Origin of the sequence: Ignavibacterium sp. (assembly GCA_032027145.1) — a bacterium.
In the GTDB taxonomy this organism is placed as follows: domain Bacteria; phylum Bacteroidota; class Ignavibacteria; order Ignavibacteriales; family Ignavibacteriaceae; genus IGN3.
Genome location: JAVSMP010000001.1, coordinates 1017063 through 1035540, shown reverse-complemented (window position 1 = coordinate 1035540; position 18478 = coordinate 1017063). Strand labels below are relative to the sequence as shown.

The window sequence follows — 18478 nt, the reverse complement described above, 5'->3', positions numbered from 1 at the left end:
ATATTACATGTGCATTTTTTCTTGTATGCTCAACAAGATTTTAAGAAGAAGACGCTCCAAAAATATTTTCTATTTAATGTGTGTGCATGGATTTATGGATAAGTGGTAATAATATTTGTAAGATGGGGCTGCGGTTGATTTGTGCCACTCAGTTTAATTATCAGTATTAATGTTTTCTACCATTAACCCTGCTATTCGTATTATATAATAGATACTGGAAGAAACTCTAAAGTCTTAACAAGGAGAATCTTATTATAAAATCTTTTTTTACCACTGCTTATTAATAATGCAGCAGTATAAAAACTGAGGCGCTTTCTGTTCCAGTATTATTTCCTTCAAATAGGATATCAATAAATTATTATTATCTATATTTTAGCCGAACAGTAATCCGTTTGAAAATTCCAGATACCATTTATCATAATAAATACTTAATACTATTTTGCAGTTATTAATTTCCTCTACGTTTTCTAATATTATCAATATCATTTATGAAAAGCTTGTTTGAAAAAATAAAATTATCAATTTTAAGAGAAAGGCATCTTTATTTTGTAAGTACTTTTACATTCCTTATAATTTATCTTTCCACATTCACAAAAGGCTACGGATATTTTATTGATGAATTCTATTACATTGCCTGTGCAAACAATCCGGCTTTCGGTTATGTTGATCATCCGCCGCTAGCTCCGTTCTTACTGACAATTTATCAGTTTTTCTTTGGTGATTCTTTATATGCAATCAGAATTCTGCCTGCTCTTACAGTAGCTGCGGCAGTTTTTTTCACTGGCATCCTGACAAAAGAAATCGGTGGGAATAAATTCGCACAATTACTTGCTGCCTGTTCTTTTGCCGCAATGCCAGTAACAGTTGCATCTGGTGGATTTTATTCAATGAATGCATTCGAACTTTTACTTGCTGTTTTACTTTTACTGACAATCGTGAAAATAATCAAATCCAACAGCGTAAAACTCTGGCCGTACGCCGGAATTGTTGTGGGGTTCGGCATAATGAATAAACATACATTTGTAATTTTTATTGTAGCTGTTGTAATTGCTTTGGCTGCAGGGGGCAAATGGAAATTGTTATTTAACAAATGGTTTGCTTTCGGTATCATACTAACTGCTTTGATTATTTTACCCAATATTATCTGGCAGATCATAAACGGTTTTCCATCGTTAGAGTTTTACAGAAATATAAGTTTATACAAAAATGTTTACACACCGCCGCTTGATTTTATAATTGGACAAATAATGCAAATGTCTCCAACCACAGTTCCGTTTTGGCTAGCTGGAACTTTCTATCTTCTATTTTCAAAGCGGTATAAGGATTTCCGGTTTCTATCTATTTTGTTTGTTGGATTATTTCTTTTTATGATGTTCTCCGGTACCAGCAGATCAGACCGGCTTGCATTTGCTTATCCTGCTGTATTTTCGGGAGGTGCACTATTTTTTTCAAATATCACAAACAGATTTAGTGCATTGTGGTTAAAATATGTTGTTATAATTTTTCTTTTTATTGGATTAGCTTTAGCACTGCCGATAATATTGCCTTACTTTAATTACGAAACAGTCAAAGAGTACACAGAATTTCTTGGTTTCAATACTGAGATTGAAAGAGGAAAGAAGCCGCCATTGCCTCAACTTCTCGCCGATAGAATTGGCTGGGAAGAAAAAGCAAAACTTGTTATTACTGCCTATAACAGCTTATCAGAAGCAGATAAAAAGCGTACAATTGTTGCTGCGGGGAATTATGGTAAAGCCGGGGCAATTGAGTTGTATGGAAAAGATTATAATCTTCCACCTGCTGCAAGCTCGCATAATAATTATTATTTGTGGAGTAAGAACAGATTAGACGGAGATATCCTTCTTCAAATTGACAGTCCGGATGCTTATAGTGACCTTAACCAATTGTTTAATACTGTTGAGCTCTTTCCGGGTGAGTTTAATAACGAGTATGTATCGCCTGATGAAAACAATATGGTAGTATTTATCTGCCGCGGACCCAAAATCCCATTTATTGAAATGCTTGAAAGAAGTAAGAATTTTTATTAGTTAGTAACCGGCAGTTCCATATAAAAAAACAACCTCTCCTCTTCACAGAAATTTGGATAAAAATTATATACCAAAAATATTGGACGGGATATTACAATAAATAAACAATACGTTCACGATTTATAATTAATATCCTTTTAGAAATAAGTGATCTCAGAATGTTTAAAGAACCTGATTATCAATCTCTTACATTTGGTTTGAGTCAGATGATATTTGTTTTCATCTTTGAATTAATAGCAAGTTTGTTTATTTGTTTTCCATCTTCGGTTAGTTCTTACATTAACTTATTACAATGCACAATATTTATTTCATACTCAGCTAACCTGATATTATTATACATCCACCACATGTTAGTCTTGTTAATTGACAGTTAAGTTCTAAATAAATTTTTACTCTTTTAACTGAATTGTCTTTGAGAAATCAGCAATGGATAGGTTTATAAAATACAACCCCGATAAAGTTTATCCGAGATATTTTGAAGAGTACGAGTAATATATTTCCTTTCTTTCCCTCCCTTTGCTCTAAATCATAGTGAGATATTTAGCATATATCTGAGTTTGACTTATACATTGTTTTTAAATTATTTTTTCGACCGTTCAAGTAAATCAGTCGAAGGTTAAAAAATATGAACAAAACAAAAGAGAAAGAGCAGGCTATCCTTAAAGCAGCAAGAGAGCGCTTTGCACAATTTGGATTTAACAAAGCAACAATGGATGAAATTGCCTCAGATGTTGAGTTAGGCAAAGCATCCCTTTATTACTACTTCCCTGCAAAAGAAGATCTGTTCCGGGCAGTGATTCAGCACGAACAGGATGAATTTGTTAAGGCAATTGAAAAAACTATTAAACAAAATACCGCTGCCTCTAAAAAAATTGCCCTTTATGTCGAAAAAAGATTAGAGTTCTTTGAAGAGTTATTAAACCTAAGAATGTTAAATGTTCATTCATTTACAAATACCAAATCAATTTATAAATCTTTGTTTGAAAATTTTCACTATCAGGAACTGAAGCTTATTGATAGTATAATTAAAGAAGGTAAAAGTAAAGGTGAATTTAAAAAAGCACTCCCTTCCGATGTATCGGAATTAATTCTGCATATACTTCAGGGATTAAGGTTCAGAGTTCTGCGTCAACTGAAAGGCAGAAGTGATGATAAAATTTTCGTTAAACAGTTAAAAAAGGAATCAGGTTTGTTCATAAAAGTTTTTTTAGAAGGTATTAAAGCATAACGGGAGTCGGACTAATGGCAAATAAAGTTAATGAAAAGATAAGCTCTAATGATGAAAGCAACAGTGCTGATATTAAAAACAGCAATGCAGATCAGTCTCACGGTTTTTACACAAAGAAAAGATTTATTATACCATTCATAGTAATTGCAATTGCGGCAGTATTTGCCTGGAGATGGTATCAGGCTCAGCTTGGGTTTGTATCAACTGATGATGCATTTATTGATGCTAATAAATTAACTGTAAGCTCAAAAATACTTGGCAGAATTACTTCTTTAAATTACGATGAAGGTGATACTGTTAAAATCGGGGATATCTTTGCAACTCTTGATTCAGCCGATCTTTATGCTAAGAAAAATGAGGCTGAAGCTCTTCTTTCTACTTCAAGAGAAAATATAAATCTTGAGAAGGTAAATCTTGCTAAAGCTCAGGAAGATTTTAACAGAGCCGAATCCCAATTCAAAAGTAATATTATATCAAAAGAAAAGTTTGATAATGCATTTCATTCTTTAGAACAGGCAAAGGCAAAATATGAGCTTGCCAAGTCCAATCTAAAATCTGCTGCTGCCAGATTGAATGTAATAAAGACACAACTAACTAACACTGTGGTATCTTCATCATTAAATGGAGTAATTGGCAAACGATGGGTGCTGCAGGGAGATGTTGTACAACCTGGTCAGCCAATCTACACTGTGTTTGATGTAAATAATATTTGGGTAACTGCTGATCTTGAAGAAACAAAACTTGCTTCTATAGAAAATGGCAATACAGTTCAGATAACTGTAGATACTTATCCCGACCAAAAATTTGCCGGTAAAGTTTATTTAATGGGATCGAACACTGCATCACAATTTTCTTTAATTCCTCCGGCAAATGCATCTGGTAATTTTACAAAAATCACTCAAAGAGTTCCGATCAGAATTTCAATTTATCCGGTTGATGAAAATGGTAATATGGTTCAAGATAAAAAGATAAGACTGCTGCCGGGAATGTCAGTTGAGATAAAAATTAAGCTGAAAAATTAAATGGGAAACAATACCAAAAACGGTTTTAGTACTAAACTTTCTGCGCTGGATCAGCATCCATCCTATAAATGGTTTGTGCTTGCCAATGTAATGATCGGTACTTTTATGGCAGTGCTTGATACAACTATTGTTAATGTTGCTCTGCCAAAAATGATGGCAGCATTCGGAATCAGTGTAGATAAAGTTGAATGGGTGATAACAGGTTACTTATTAATTTTTGCTGTTGTGCTTCCTTCTTCTGGTTGGGTTGCAGATCATTTGGGATACAAGAAAACTTATTTCCTCGGAATATTTTTATTTACGCTCGGCTCTTTGTTGTGCAGCCTTTCTACTGATGAAAACATGTTGATTATATTCCGTATCCTTCAGGGTTCCGGTGCCGGATTTATTATGCCGGTAGGGATGGCAATTGTAACGAGAGAATTCCCTCCTGAAAAAAGAGGTATGGCTTTGGGTTTCTGGGGAATTGCGTCAGCGGCTTCTGTATCGCTTGGACCTATGCTTGGTGGTTACCTGATAGATGCTTTCAGCTGGCAGACTATTTTTGATATCAATGTACCGGTTGGTATTGTTGGCTTAGTTGCAACTTTGATTATTCAACGCGAATACAAAACCGAACAAACCCGCGATTTTGATATTGTTGGGTTTATATCAATGACGTTGTTTCTTGTTTTTCTTTTACTTGCTTTATCAGATGGTAATGCAGCCTGGAATACCGGCGGCTGGACTTCCAATTTTATATTAAGTTGTTTTGCTATTTCTTTTGCAGCATTTATAATTTTTATTACTGCCGAGCTAACAGTAAAACATCCGATTGTTGAGCTAAGACTTTTGATGAACAGAAATTTTGGATTAGCTAATTTGATGATGTTTATATTCGGACTTGGTTTTTTCGGAATCACCTTTCTTGTACCGTTGTATCTACAAAACTCTCTCGGTTATACTGCTCTTCAGGCTGGATTTGTGTTTTTTCCGGTTGGAATAATTCAGGGAATTACTTCTCCAATAATCGGAAAGCTTGCTGATAAAATGAATCCGAAGATTTTGATATTTATTGGAACCATTATGACCTTTATCAGTACATACTTGTATAAAGATCTTTCAATATACACCGAATACAACGATATAATGATCCCGCTTATTATCAGGGGATTTGGACTTGGGTTTATGTTCATCCCGCTTAATACAATGGCAATTAATAATGTTCCCAGAGCTAAAATGGCTCAGGCAACCGGTTTGTTTAACACAATTAGACAGATAGGAGGCAGCTTTGGGGTTGCAATTCTTGGTTCCTGGCTTACAAGAAGAGTAATTTTTCACACCGCATTATTTGGTGAATCTGTTAATCAAAATTCACTTGTATTTAAGCAGACAGTTACTAATGTAAATCATTTTGTTCAACAGAGCACAGGAAGCACCGGAGCTGAAATGATGTCAAGATCAAAAGCACTAATTGTGCAACACATTTCTAATCAGGCATTTGTTCAGGGAATTGCAGATGATTTTCTTGCCGCTGCGTTTATTACTGTATTGATAATTATTCCTTTATTGTTTCTTCGTTATAAAAAATCAGGGAATAGAGAAAGAGTTGATATTTTAGAATAGATATTATTATGGAGTTAAATATAAAATGCTAAGATTGTTATTGATGGTTATTGCTGGTCTTCAGATTCTAAATGCCCAAAGCATGCAGGATTCCTTAACAGTAAAAAATGTAATTGATTTAACAATAAATAATTATCCCTTAATTCAACAGGCAGAAGAAAAAATCAATGTTGCCGAAGCTAAGATAAAAGAACAGCAAAGCAGTCTTTATCCGGTTATAGATGTTAATGCCTCTTATTCACGCATTGGACCTGTGCCTGTAATAGCTTTTGGTTCAGAACAATTTGAGTTATTTCCAGCAGATAACTATAATATTAATGTTTCTCTGTTTCACACATTATATGATTTTGGGAAAAGAGATGCGCTGATCGATTTTACTAAATCGTTAAAGCAATCAGAAATTGATAATGTTGACCTTGTGAAATCGGCTCTTGCTTTTCAAACAGTTCAGATATTTTATTCAATTTTACTTTTAGAAAAGAGCATTGCAGTAAAGGATACTGATATCGTAAATCTTAATGATCATCTTTTGTTTACTTATAAGAAAGTTGAAACAGGAAGTGCAACAGATTTTGATGTCCTCACAACAAAAGTTAGAATATCAAACGCAGAGAATCAAAAACTTGATTTACAAAATCTGCTTGATAAACAAATTGTTCAATTAAAAAAATTAACCGGAATACCTTATGAATCGGATACAAAACTAAAGGGAAACTTTTCTTTGAATCAATTTTTTGTAAATAAAGATTCGTTGTTAGAAATTGCTTTTAAGCAGAGACCTGAAATTAAACTGGCACTTGATCAGGAAAACAATACTCATCTTATAAAAGAAATTGCAAGCCTTGGCAATATGCCATCTTTGAATGTTAATTTTTCTTATGGATTGAAGAATGGCTATATACCAAATCTTGATGTTTTAAGAGGTAATTGGGCGGCAGGAATTGGAGTGAGTGTTCCGATTTTTAATGGTTTCAGAACCTCTGCAAGTCTTGAAGAAGCAGATGCAAATATAAAAGTTTCTGAAACACATACTCTGCAAATTAAAAATGATATTACCTCCGAAGTTCAGCAGGCAGTAGAAGATCTTAAAACAAAGTTAAATAAAATCAGCACAACTAAAATTCAGGTCAGCTATGCTCAGGAATCTATCAATCGTGCAAATGTGCAGTATAAAAATGGAGTAGTAACAAACCTTGATCTGCTTGACTCTGAAAACTCATTTGAACAAGCACAGCTGCAGTATCTGCGGGCAGTTTATGATGCAATTATCAGCAGTTATAACTTAAAGAAAGCTGTCGGAGATGTTATCTGGTAAAATTAAATTACCAAAAATTAAACACCACAATGAAACCTTTTAAAATAAGCAATTACTTAATTCTCTATTTTCTTTGCAGGATTCCAATAAAAGTTATTTAAAAAATTTTCTATCTGCTAAATCCGATTTTTCGTCATAGTATTTTACTGATTCAGCCACTGTTCAGACAGGCTCATCTCCTATTTTTTCCATACACTTGGCTTACCCTATAAATTTGAATCAGAACTTTAAATAACTTTTTAAAAACTAAAAGGAGAAATACTATGAAAAAGACAATTTTAACAATCATTATCCTTATGATAATATGGATACCTTATAACTTATCTGCACAAGAACGTTGGAACCTGGAATTGAGAAGCGGAGCTTCTTTCTCCACCGAAAATTTTGTGGATACGGACATTAAAACAGGGGTAGGATTTGAAGGTACTGTGGCTTATCGTTTTATGCCGCATCTTGCTGCTTATGCCGGATGGGGATGGAATAAATTTTCTGCTGATAATTCTTTTGCTGGCACCAATATAGATTTTGAAGAAACCGGTTACACTTTTGGTTTTCAATTTGTTCATCCAATAAGTGAAACAGGTTTGTTTTATTTGGTTAGGCTGGGTGGAATATTCAATCACATTGAAGTTGAAAATTCTGATGGGCAGATAATAAGTGATTCAGGGCATGGGATAGGATGGCAGGCTGATGCTGGAATTGTAATTCCAATCTTTGATAGATTAAGTTTGATGCCGAGCGTCAGATATCGTTCTTTATACAGAGATATTGAAATTTCAAATCAGATTACATCTGTTAACCTTAATTATGTTTCTGTTGGACTTGGCTTAGCTTTGTCTTTTTAAAAAAACATAAAACATATCGGGAGTATAAATACTCCCGGTTTATTAAAATTATCAAATTGAAAAACTAGAACTAAATGAATAATAATAACTTAAAACCTTTAGCAGTTATTTTTTTTGTAAGCGGATTATGGGATACAACTGCAGCTGTTATGTATTTCTTTTTTATCGGCTCTAACCGCATTATTAATAATCCGCCTATTGATCCATTTTTTTCAATTTTTCTCGGATCATTCTTTATTTGTTTCGCTTACTTACAATTTCTCTCCGCCTTCAACATTAAGAGATACTCATTTAACATTGGATGTCTGATAATTGGGCGGTTATTCTATGTTATCCAGCTTTATGCTTTTATGATATTTGTCAGCAGTTTTCCCTCAACATTCTGGTTTACCGGTATTTTGGATGGACTTTTTGTTTTGCTTTATTTAGTGTTTGCAGTGCAGGGAGGATTGAGCCTTCGTGATTTATTACTTCCCAAAATTAATCGCATGGTATAATGAAATTTTTTTTTGTTTGAGAGAGCAAACAGATGAACAAATAAATAAAGATTGAAATGCTAAGCATTTTAATTCCTTTTTAACGAATTTTGAAGTGTGAAAATGAAATTGAATAAACATACTATCCTGGGCATTCTGCTGCTTGCATTTTTTGTACAGCTTATAATCATCACCTACAACTATGCTACAGGATTTATCGAAGTTTCTGGTGTGTTAAATTTTTTAACAAGACTTGCTTTTGGAACAGCATTCAGTTTTGTGTATGCTCTTATTCTGATATTTCTTGACATCCTTTTAATAAACAAACTTGATACAATATTTAAGCTACCCGACAAACTTATTCCGAGAATTCCTTCTGAACTAATTCTGACTGTTTTTTTAGGAGCTGTAATCGGTTCAATAAGTGCAATAATCAACGAAGCATTAATACATTACAAAGATGGATTGATTAAGAATTTAATTAATAATTCACTTATTACTGCTGTAATTAATATCATTATTGTAAGCGTTATAGAAGCAATTTCCTGGTTTAGCAGAAACCGAAAGTCACAGCTTATGGCAGAAAGACTTGAAAAAGAAAATTCGCAGATAAGATTTGAAACACTGAAAAATCAGTTAAGTCCACATTTCTTATTTAACAGTTTAAATGTTCTGTCATCACTTATAAAAAGAGACACAGATAAAGCACAGATTTTTCTGGATGAGTTTGCTTCGGTTTACCGGTACACACTTGATGTAATAGAAAAACCGGTTGTTGAATTAAGAGAGGAACTGGATTTCGCTAAATCATTCTTGTTTCTTCAGAAAATCAGATTTGAAAATGCAATTGATCTGGAAATAAGCGTAGATGTGTCTATGCTTAAGTGTTTGGTTCCTCCGCTTACTGTACAGACATTAATTGAGAATGCTTTTAAGCATAACAAAGCTTCCTCTGATAATCCGCTGAAAATAAAAATTTATACTGATGGAGACTTTTTAATTATTGTAAATAATCTACAGCCAAAGATCAACAATGCTGATTCTAAAGGTATAGGATTAAGTAATCTTAACAAACGATATGAATTACTTAGTAAAATTCCTCCGCAATATTCTGTTACTGAAAAAGAATACATTGCAAAAATTCCGATTATAAAACCGGAGTAAAAACTTTATCTTTTCAAACTAAAAGAAAATTATCTTTCTAAATACTGATAGAATAAAAATGAAAGCAATAATAATCGAAGACGAAAAGCTTGCTGCTGAGAGATTAGAAGAGCTAATCCATGAAATTGATCCATCAATTGAAATTTCTGCAGTGCTTACTTCTGTTGAGCAATCGATCAGATATCTTAAACAGAACAAACCGGATTTAATTTTTCTTGATATTCAGCTGGAAGACGGCACAAGTTTTTCAATATTTGAAAAAGTAACTGTTGATATACCGATTATCTTCACTACTGCTTATGATCAGTTTGCTATCAATGCATTTAAACTAAACAGCATTGATTATCTGCTTAAGCCTATCAGAAAAGAGGAGCTGCATAATAGTCTGAATAAGTTCAAAAGTATCAAGACTTCTTACTTGATGGATTATGAAGAAATAATTAAGAATATTCAGAGCAGAGAAATCAACTTTAAAAAAAGATTTTTAATTCAATATGGACAAAAGATTAAGAAAGTAGAAATTGAAGAGGTTGCTTATTTCTTTGCAATGGAAAAAAATGTTTTTCTTACAACATTATCCGGCAGCACTTACCCTGTTGATTTTACTCTTGATAAACTTCAGGAGATAATAGACCCGGAAAGATTTTTTCGCATAAACAGAAAAATGATAGTAGCTCTTAATGCAATCAAAAATATGATTCCTTATTCACGTTCACGAATAAAAATAGAATTAAACCCTCAGGAACCAAAAGATGTTGAAGCCCTCGTAAGTGTTGAGAGATCTTCCGCATTCAAAGCGTGGATGGATAAGTAGGTAAACTTTTATTGTTATTCTACAAATAAATTCAAGTGCCGGTATCTGTTTAACAACCAGCTGAACTCTATCATTCTTACATAATCTTGCCTGAAAGAAAATCACCGATATAATATGGCCAAATGATTAACGCTAAAAGACCTTTAAAAAATGTGAGTTTTAAAAATCCAATTGTAAACAACCAGCCAATAAACCATACCGGGCCCATTATCCCGGCTACTTCAACTTTTCTGCTCATAATTTTATCTCCCGAACTTCTGTTTATAGTTATTAAAGAAACTTAATTAATTCCACAACTAAAAATTAGGAGAAGAAGATTTAAAATGAATATAAATCTTCATTAATATTTTTAACTGAGTAAAAAAATCTTGATCAATTATTAAAAGGATTTACCCTATCCTGATTAAAATATGGAAGATAATTAGAAGGGCTTTCCATTTCCTGAATCCATCCCTTGCACAAACCGTATTTGTCAAGCAATTCCAAGGCTCTTTTATATTCTGAATATCTTAATATTCTGTTTAATAAAATATCTTTATAAGCTTTGTTGGTTGGATAGTATTGTGACATTAAAGAAATATGAACATTTGGACTAAGTTCTTCTGCAATAAATTTAAATACTTTTTCGGTATCGGAAAGATCATTCGGCAGAACAAGGTGTCTGATAATTAATCCGCGCACAAGAACATTATCTTTATAAACAAGCTCATCACCAACCTGTCTGAACATTTCTTTGATTGCTTCCTTTGCGTACTTAAAATAATTATCAACATGTGAGTATTTTTTTGCATATTCATTATTCCCGTATTTTATATCGGGCAGATAAATATCAATTACTCCATCATAAAGCTTAAGTATTTCTACAGAATCGTATCCATTTGTATTGTAAATGATTGGGAGATTAAGTCCTTTTTCAGCAGCAAGGTAAATTGATTTTAGAATAGTTGATGAAAAATGAGTTGGAGAAACAAGTCCGATATTGTGGCAGCCCTTCCCCTGCAGCTCAAGCATTATTTCTGAAAGTCTTTCATGACTTACCTGATGCAAACGCTCTGATTTATAATTCTGACTGATCTCAAAATTTTGACAATAAATACATTTTAGATTACAGTTACCAAAAAAAATATTTCCAGCACCTTTCTTTCCCGATAAAACAGGTTCCTCGCCAAAATGCGGTGTGTAAGAAGAAACAATCGGCAGATATCCGCTTACACAAATCCCAAGTTCGCCTTCGATTCTGTTAACCTTGCAATCTAACGGACAGCAAGTACAGGAAATTAAATCATTATAAGCAAGCTCAACTCTTTTTTGCAGCTCTCCTTTTTGCAAAAGTTTTTTATATGACGGAATAAAATTCATATAACAATTTACAATGTATAATTAACAAGTAAAAAAGAACAAATAAATACTTCTTGCTTGATTGACTTCTAATGAACTCAAATAAAAAGACCTATTTAAGTAAATAAATTTTTATTTTTGTAATAATATTACTTCTAAAAGTTATTGTTTATTAAAAAAATTAGGGTCTCATAATGAAAGTTCAAAAAATTTTTTCTACAGTTTTTCTTATTGTACTCTTTTCTATACCGGTTTTTTCACAAAATATTGAGCGCCCTAAATTAGTTGTCGGTATTGTAGTGGATCAGATGCGATACGAATATCTTTACCGCTTCTATCAATTTTATGGTAACGATGGATTTAAAAGATTACTAAATGACGGCTCTAACTTTACATTTGCACATTATAATTATGAAGCAACCAGCACAGCATTAGGGCATGCATCTATCTATACCGGAACAACGCCGTTTTATCATGGAATAATTGGTAATAGCTGGTATGATAAATTTCTGAAAAAAACAATCAACTGCGTCGGTGACCCAAATGAACAAAGTGTCGGCTGCGATAATGATAACGGACAACGATCACCAAGAAGATTATTATCTACAACCATAACCGATCAATTGAAGCTTGCAACTAACGGCAAATCAAAGGTCATTTCAGTTTCAATAAAAGACCGTTCTGCTATTCTGCCGGGCGGGCATATGCCCGATGGGGCTTTCTGGTACGATGGTAAAACCGGCAGGTTTATCAGCTCTACTTACTACCATTCAGAATTGCCTCAATGGGTAAAAGATTTTAACAATAAAAATTATTCCGATCTATACTTAACAAAGAAGTGGGAGTTGTCTTTACCGGAAACTAATTATCAAATCAATCCGCCGGATGATTCACCTTATGAACCGGATCTTTTTAATGAAGGAAAAACTTCTTTTCCTCATTCTTTTGAAAAGGTAGAGCACAAAGAGCGTTATTACAGATTGATATCAACTCCGTTTGGCAATCAGATATTGAATGATCTTGCAATATCGGCTCTTGCAGGCGAAAATCTCGGCAAAGGCGATGTTACAGATTTTTTAGCAGTTAGTTTTTCTACACCGGATATAATCGGGCATGAATTTGGAACTCATTCTTATGAGCTTATGGATAATTACATTAAACTCGACCGGCAAATTGCTGACTTTCTAAATGCCATTGATGCACAGGTTGGAAAAGGAAATTATTTATTGTTTTTAACCGCGGATCATGCTGCACTTGAAACGCAATCATATCTTCGTGATAATAGAGTGCCTGTTGGCGACTTAAATCATAAAGCTTTTTCTGATTCAATTAAATTATTTGTTCAGCGAACATTCGGCAGTTCTGAAATAATTGCTGATCATTCAAACAGACAGATATTTTTAAATCATGATTTAATCAGAAACAACAAACTTAATTTGCAGTTAATCCGGACAGAATTGGTTGAATATATGAGAGAAACTTTTCCTCAACTGACATCAATTTTTACAAGAGATTATCTGGATACACAGGTTGCTTCAAGGGATCAAAAAAATCTTACAGTAAATGGATTTCATCCGACTTACTCCGGAGATATTGCTTATGATCTGCAGCCGGGTTATTTACCAGACTATAAGAAAACAGGAACTTCACACGGAACAATTTTCAGCTACGATACACATATCCCAATAATTTTTTATGGGTGGAATATTCCTGCACAAACAATAAATACGCCTGTTTATATTGTTGATATAGCTCCGACAATCGCTGATCTTCTAAAAATTACTGAGCCAAGTGCATCTATTGGAATACCAATTATAAAACATTGAATTTAATTATTCATTTTATGAATCAATTTATATTATATATCTATGAAAGGAAGTTACGATGAAAAGCACAACTCTATTTCTTTTGTTCATTTTATTTATGTCCGGATTAAATGCACAGAAGAAACCGTTTACTATTGAAGAATTTTACAAAATCAAATCAGTCGGCAGTCCTGTTCTTTCAAACTCAGGTGAAAGAATAGCTTATTCTGTAACCGAATACGATCTGCCTGCAGCTAAAACAATAAACACTGTTTATGTTATGAATAAAAACGGTTCATCGCTTATAAGCATAACTGACAAATTACCTGGTGCATATTCGCCATTCTGGTCTGTTACCGATGATCTTTATCTTTTAAGTAAAGGGCAGCTTTATAAATATTCGTTTGAAACAGATAAGGTTGTACAGCTAACTGATTTTTACCCCGGGATTTCAGCTCCTGTAGTTTCCAACGATGATAGATATGTTGCATTTACTGCCGATCTTTTCCCTGAATGCGGTGTTGATAATGATTGTAATAAAAAATTAGATGAGTCCACTTCAAATGGACCTGTTCAAGCTTATATTGCAGATAATCTGATGTTCAGACATTGGACTGAATATAAAGGCGAAAAAGAGACCTTTCTGATTTTATACGATATGATTGAAAAAAAATATGAAACAATAACAAGCAGCGATGTCTTATCAGGTAGCTATATGCTTGGCGGCGGTCCTAAGTATGCATTCTCACCGGACAGCAGAATACTTGCTTATGTTTCAACGCCCGAAAAAAATATTGCAGCATCAACTAATACAGATATTTATTTGCTTCCAATTGGAAGTAAAGAAGCAGTTAACATCACATTTGCTAATAATGCATGGGATGGTACGCCGGTTTTTTCACCCGATGGAAATTTTATCGCTTATAGAACACATACTATTCCGGGATTTGAAGCAGACAGATTCAGAGTAGCGGTATATGATATCAAAGCTTTACAAACACAAACCCTTACAGAAGCGTTTGATTATACAACAAGCGATTTATCATGGTCGCCGGATTCTAAATCAATTTATTTTACTGCAAATGTTCAGGGTTATAATCCGGTTTTTAAAGTGGACGCTGTTTCAAAAGTTGTTACTAAAATTACAGACGATAAAGCTGTCCGCGGTTATCAGATCAGCAAAGATCAGCAGACAGTATTCTTAAATTTTTCCAGTGTTGATAAGCCCACCGAAATATATTCATATACTTTAAACAGCGGAGTTTACTCTCAAATTACTTTTTACAATAAAAAAATATCCGAAGATGTTGATATCAGACCTGCAGAACAAATGTGGGTTGATGGTGCAGACGGAGTTCCAATTCATGTATTCGTTGTTAAACCGCACGGCTTTGAAGAATATAAAAAATATCCATTAATAATAAACGTACACGGTGGTCCTCAAATGCAATGGATGGATTCTTACCGCGGTGACTGGCAGATTTATCCGGGCTCCGGATATGTAGTTGCATTTCTTAATCCGCATGGATCTACTGGATACGGAAGCAAATTCACCGAAGCAATTTCAAAAGATTGGGGAGGCAAAGTTTACGAAGACGTAATGAAAGTAACTGAGGCGCTTGAAAAACTACCTTATATAGATAGTGATAAAATGGGTGCAATGGGATGGTCTTATGGCGGTTATATGATGAACTGGCTGCAGGGACATACAAAAAAATTCAAATGTCTTGCCTCTATGATGGGAGTGTACGATCTTGAATCTATGTGGGGCGCTACCGAAGAATTGTGGTTTGTAAATTGGGATATAGGCGGACAGCCTTGGAATTCAGATTTGTACGCTAAGTATTCTCCTTCAAATTATGTTCAGAATTTTTCTACACCTACTCTAATAATTACAGGCGAAAAAGATTTTCGTGTGCCTTATACACAAAGCCTACAATACTTTACTACACTACAATCATTGGGTATTGACAGCAGGTTAATTGTGTTTAAGAATGACGGGCACTGGCCAAATAGTATTAAGTCGATGCCGCTTTATTATAACGCACATCTTGAGTGGTTTCATAAATATCTTGGAGGAAATCCTGCTCCATATAATTCAAATGAAATGGTAAAGAACAATATCTTTAAATAATAATATATCAGATGCAGAGATTTGGCACAACAAATCTCTGCACTCAATTTTGGTGATTTTCAATTAAAACTTTCACACTACACAGAAACATATATGCTCAAAAAAGCAGCTTTTCTTTCGACTGATAATCTTGAGAATTTCTTTACTTACGATAAACTTCTGATAGAACCGATGAAAAAATCAGGATGGCTTGCAGAAGAAATTTCCTGGCGTGATGAGGCAACTGACTGGAGCCATTATGACGCAGTTATTGTAAGATCAACCTGGGATTATCAGCACGATTCGGAAAAATTTTTCCGGGTTCTTCAAAAAATTAATTCTTTGACTCATCTTGAAAACGATCTTGCTTTGATGAAGTGGAACATGAATAAGAATTATCTTAACGACCTTAAGAATAAAGGAGTGTTGATTGTTAACACCCTGTGGAAAAATAAATTTGACAGAAAAGAGGCACTGAATTATTTTGAACAGCTTGGGACTGAAGAGATTATTATTAAACCCAATATCAGTGCAAGTGCAGATAGAACATTCAGGCTTAATAAGCATTCATTGCTGCAGTCTTTTGACATTCTTGAAAATATTTTTACTGAGCGTGATTTTATGGTTCAGCCTTTCATTAAAAATATCGTTGAGGAAGGTGAATATTCATTATTCTTTTTTAACGGAAAGTTAAGTCATTCAGTTCTTAAGACCCCAAAAGAAAATGATTTCAGAGTTCAGGAAGAACACGGAGGCAATATTAAACCCGTAACTGCCTCCGGCTTTATAACTGATGTAGCAAAGAATGTAATAAATAAACTTTCTTCTGTACCATTGTATGCAAGGGTTGACCTTGTGCGCGTGCATAAAAATCAGTTTGCTCTGATGGAACTGGAAGTAATCGAACCTTCTTTATACTTGAATAAAGATCCTGAGGCTCCACATAAATTTGTAAAAGCATTTTTAGAAAAGATAGATCACTAATTAAAAAAACAAAATATTTAAATAATAATTTTTAACTTTTGTCTGTTAATAATTATTTTGAAAACAGTTAATTAATTGATTCTTTTATATGGATAAAAAAACAAGATGTCTTTGGCCAGCCGGCGATCCTTTATATATTAAATATCATGATAAAGAATGGGGAAAGCCTCTTCACAATGATAGAAAGTTATTTGAATTTCTCGTACTAGAGGGTTTTCAAGCAGGGCTAAGCTGGAAAACAATTCTTTACAAACGGGCAAACTTCCGCAAAGCATTTGATAATTTTGATTTTAATAAGATCGCCACATATGATAAAAAGAAAATTAATTCTTTAATGAAAGATGCGGGAATAATCCGGAACAAACTTAAAATTGAATCTGCTGTACAGAATGCAAGAGCTTTTATTAAAGTAAGAAAAGAATTCGGAACATTTGACAAATACATCTGGGCATTTGTTAATAACAAGCCAATACGAAATAATTACAAATCGGTAAAAGAAATACCTGCAAAAACTGAGCTTTCGGATATAATCAGTAAAGATTTAAAAAATCGTGGATTTAGGTTTGTAGGATCAACAATAGTTTATGCCCACATGCAGGCAACCGGAATGGTAAATGATCATTTGGTCAGCTGCTTCAGATACAATCAGCTTTGATGTGGTTATAATGAAAAGCAGCAGAAAAGCTATCGCTATTTCTTATAAAATATTTTGCTGCAATCATTTCGCATTTCAATCAGTTATCTGAAAGCTGCGTGGTATTGAAAACCAAAAATTATTGATTGGCTGTTCAAAATTCTTAAAAGCCCCGATGCTTTTATCAAAAATTTTTATGTATTATAAAAGCGATTTATGATATTATAGAAAATAATTATTCGCTAAACGAAATCTAAAAGGAGTAACAGGTGCTTTTTACTTATGTTGGTGTATTTTTTATTGGAATTGTAGTAGGGTTTCTTGGTGGTCTGTTCGGTAAAGGCGGCAGTGCAGTTGCAACACCGATGTTAAGCCTGATAGGAATTCCCGGCTTTATTGCCGTTGCTGCACCGCTTCCAGCAACTATACCAGGAACATTAATTGCATCAGCTGAATATTGGAAATCTAATCTGTTAGACAGAGAAATTGTTTTGTGGAGTATTTTGATCGGTGTGCCAGCAACAATAGTTGGTTCATTTCTTACAGAATATACCGGGGCATTACCTTTGTTAATAATTACTGGCTTTTTAGTACTCGGCTTTGGTTTGAGTTTTCTATTATTTCCAAAGGAAAAATCCGATAACACTACAGAAGATAAATCACTTAATAATAAGCACCGATTTTCCTGGTACAGCAGATTAATTCTGATAACTCTTTTTATTGGTTTGATATCTGGCTTATTGGCTAATTCGGGCGGATTTTTATTGGCACCAAGTTATGCACGCATATTGAATCAGCCGATTAAAAAAGCGTTTGCATGCTCACTTGCAGTCTCAGCATTTCTTGCCTTACCCGGAACAATAGTTCATGCTTATTTAGATCATATTGATTGGATTGTTACTGTAATTCTTGCTCTCGGCTCTGTTCCTTTTTCTATGCTGGGTGCTAAAGTTGCCATAAGATCCAAATCCAGCTTTCTTGAAAAAGTATATGGTTTGATATTGACTTTTCTTGGAGTATTTTTTCTTATAAAACTGATAATCAATTAAACTGATAAACAATTAAAACTGAATTATTAGAACTATAA

16 protein-coding genes are annotated in these 18478 nt (G+C 33.7%); 14 read left to right on the top strand and 2 right to left on the bottom strand.

What is annotated here, in order from left to right:
- Positions 1–488 precede the first annotated feature (488 nt).
- The 9 genes from ROY99_04165 to ROY99_04125 all read left to right on the top strand — a co-directional run bounded on the left by ROY99_04165 (position 489) and on the right by ROY99_04125 (position 10517).
- A complete protein-coding gene (locus tag ROY99_04165) occupies positions 489–2048 on the top strand; it encodes a glycosyltransferase family 39 protein (protein MDT3695563.1) in 1560 nt (519 codons plus the stop codon).
- Positions 2049–2673: 625 nt separating this feature from the next.
- Complete coding sequence (locus ROY99_04160) at positions 2674–3276, top strand: TetR/AcrR family transcriptional regulator (GenBank protein MDT3695562.1); 603 nt, start codon at positions 2674–2676, stop codon at positions 3274–3276.
- Between the two features lie 14 nt (positions 3277–3290).
- Complete coding sequence (locus ROY99_04155) at positions 3291–4298, top strand: HlyD family secretion protein (protein ID MDT3695561.1); 1008 nt, start codon at positions 3291–3293, stop codon at positions 4296–4298.
- The gene (locus ROY99_04150) at positions 4299–5903 is read left to right on the top strand and encodes a DHA2 family efflux MFS transporter permease subunit (GenBank protein MDT3695560.1); all 1605 of its coding nucleotides are present in this window, start codon (positions 4299–4301) and stop codon (positions 5901–5903) included.
- A gap of 25 nt (positions 5904–5928) precedes the next feature.
- Entirely contained in the window at positions 5929–7218 is a 1290-nt protein-coding gene (locus tag ROY99_04145; GenBank protein MDT3695559.1) for a TolC family protein, read from the top strand.
- A gap of 263 nt (positions 7219–7481) precedes the next feature.
- Positions 7482–8063: an outer membrane beta-barrel protein gene (locus ROY99_04140; GenBank protein MDT3695558.1), complete on the top strand. Its 582-nt coding sequence runs from the start codon at positions 7482–7484 to the stop codon at positions 8061–8063.
- 74 nt (positions 8064–8137) lie between these two features.
- Entirely contained in the window at positions 8138–8560 is a 423-nt protein-coding gene (locus tag ROY99_04135; GenBank protein ID MDT3695557.1) for a hypothetical protein, read from the top strand.
- 102 nt (positions 8561–8662) lie between these two features.
- On the top strand, positions 8663–9703 hold the full coding sequence (locus ROY99_04130) for a histidine kinase (GenBank protein MDT3695556.1): 1041 nt from the start codon (positions 8663–8665) through the stop codon (positions 9701–9703).
- A 58-nt stretch (positions 9704–9761) separates the two neighbouring features.
- Positions 9762–10517 carry a LytTR family DNA-binding domain-containing protein gene (locus ROY99_04125; protein MDT3695555.1) on the top strand — a complete coding sequence of 252 codons (756 nt, stop codon included), beginning with the start codon at positions 9762–9764 and terminating at the stop codon, positions 10515–10517.
- A gap of 76 nt (positions 10518–10593) precedes the next feature.
- On the opposite strand, the gene ROY99_04120 is transcribed toward ROY99_04125, so the two are convergent.
- Both ROY99_04120 and ROY99_04115 read right to left on the bottom strand, forming a co-directional pair.
- Complete coding sequence (locus ROY99_04120; GenBank protein ID MDT3695554.1) at positions 10594–10755, bottom strand: hypothetical protein; 162 nt, start codon at positions 10753–10755, stop codon at positions 10594–10596.
- 134 nt (positions 10756–10889) lie between these two features.
- Complete coding sequence (locus ROY99_04115; protein MDT3695553.1) at positions 10890–11876, bottom strand: radical SAM protein; 987 nt, start codon at positions 11874–11876, stop codon at positions 10890–10892.
- Between the two features lie 173 nt (positions 11877–12049).
- Between ROY99_04115 and pafA the strand changes: the two genes are divergently transcribed.
- From pafA to ROY99_04090, 5 genes are all read left to right on the top strand, one after another.
- Complete coding sequence (gene pafA, locus ROY99_04110; protein MDT3695552.1) at positions 12050–13681, top strand: alkaline phosphatase PafA; 1632 nt, start codon at positions 12050–12052, stop codon at positions 13679–13681.
- A 58-nt stretch (positions 13682–13739) separates the two neighbouring features.
- Positions 13740–15794, top strand: coding sequence for a S9 family peptidase (locus ROY99_04105; protein MDT3695551.1), 2055 nt, complete (start codon positions 13740–13742; stop codon positions 15792–15794).
- A 21-nt stretch (positions 15795–15815) separates the two neighbouring features.
- Positions 15816–16757 carry a hypothetical protein gene (locus tag ROY99_04100; protein ID MDT3695550.1) on the top strand — a complete coding sequence of 314 codons (942 nt, stop codon included), beginning with the start codon at positions 15816–15818 and terminating at the stop codon, positions 16755–16757.
- A gap of 88 nt (positions 16758–16845) precedes the next feature.
- A complete protein-coding gene (locus ROY99_04095) occupies positions 16846–17412 on the top strand; it encodes a DNA-3-methyladenine glycosylase I (GenBank protein ID MDT3695549.1) in 567 nt (188 codons plus the stop codon).
- A 248-nt stretch (positions 17413–17660) separates the two neighbouring features.
- The gene (locus ROY99_04090) at positions 17661–18440 is read left to right on the top strand and encodes a sulfite exporter TauE/SafE family protein (GenBank protein MDT3695548.1); all 780 of its coding nucleotides are present in this window, start codon (positions 17661–17663) and stop codon (positions 18438–18440) included.
- The last annotated feature ends 38 nt before the right edge of the window (positions 18441–18478 follow it).

Bases quoted from the DNA above. Each gene is read 5' to 3' on its own strand.
- ROY99_04165 (MDT3695563.1), top strand. From the start codon at position 489: ATGAAAAGCTTGTTTGAAAAAATAAAATTATCAATTTTAAGAGAAAGG.
- ROY99_04160 (MDT3695562.1), top strand. From the start codon at position 2,674: ATGAACAAAACAAAAGAGAAAGAGCAGGCTATCCTTAAAGCAGCAAGA.
- ROY99_04155 (MDT3695561.1), top strand. From the start codon at position 3,291: ATGGCAAATAAAGTTAATGAAAAGATAAGCTCTAATGATGAAAGCAAC.
- ROY99_04150 (MDT3695560.1), top strand. From the start codon at position 4,299: ATGGGAAACAATACCAAAAACGGTTTTAGTACTAAACTTTCTGCGCTG.
- ROY99_04145 (MDT3695559.1), top strand. From the start codon at position 5,929: ATGCTAAGATTGTTATTGATGGTTATTGCTGGTCTTCAGATTCTAAAT.
- ROY99_04140 (MDT3695558.1), top strand. From the start codon at position 7,482: ATGAAAAAGACAATTTTAACAATCATTATCCTTATGATAATATGGATA.
- ROY99_04135 (MDT3695557.1), top strand. From the start codon at position 8,138: ATGAATAATAATAACTTAAAACCTTTAGCAGTTATTTTTTTTGTAAGC.
- ROY99_04130 (MDT3695556.1), top strand. From the start codon at position 8,663: ATGAAATTGAATAAACATACTATCCTGGGCATTCTGCTGCTTGCATTT.
- ROY99_04125 (MDT3695555.1), top strand. From the start codon at position 9,762: ATGAAAGCAATAATAATCGAAGACGAAAAGCTTGCTGCTGAGAGATTA.
- ROY99_04120 (MDT3695554.1), bottom strand. From the start codon at position 10,755: ATGAGCAGAAAAGTTGAAGTAGCCGGGATAATGGGCCCGGTATGGTTT.
- ROY99_04115 (MDT3695553.1), bottom strand. From the start codon at position 11,876: ATGAATTTTATTCCGTCATATAAAAAACTTTTGCAAAAAGGAGAGCTG.
- pafA (MDT3695552.1), top strand. From the start codon at position 12,050: ATGAAAGTTCAAAAAATTTTTTCTACAGTTTTTCTTATTGTACTCTTT.
- ROY99_04105 (MDT3695551.1), top strand. From the start codon at position 13,740: ATGAAAAGCACAACTCTATTTCTTTTGTTCATTTTATTTATGTCCGGA.
- ROY99_04095 (MDT3695549.1), top strand. From the start codon at position 16,846: ATGGATAAAAAAACAAGATGTCTTTGGCCAGCCGGCGATCCTTTATAT.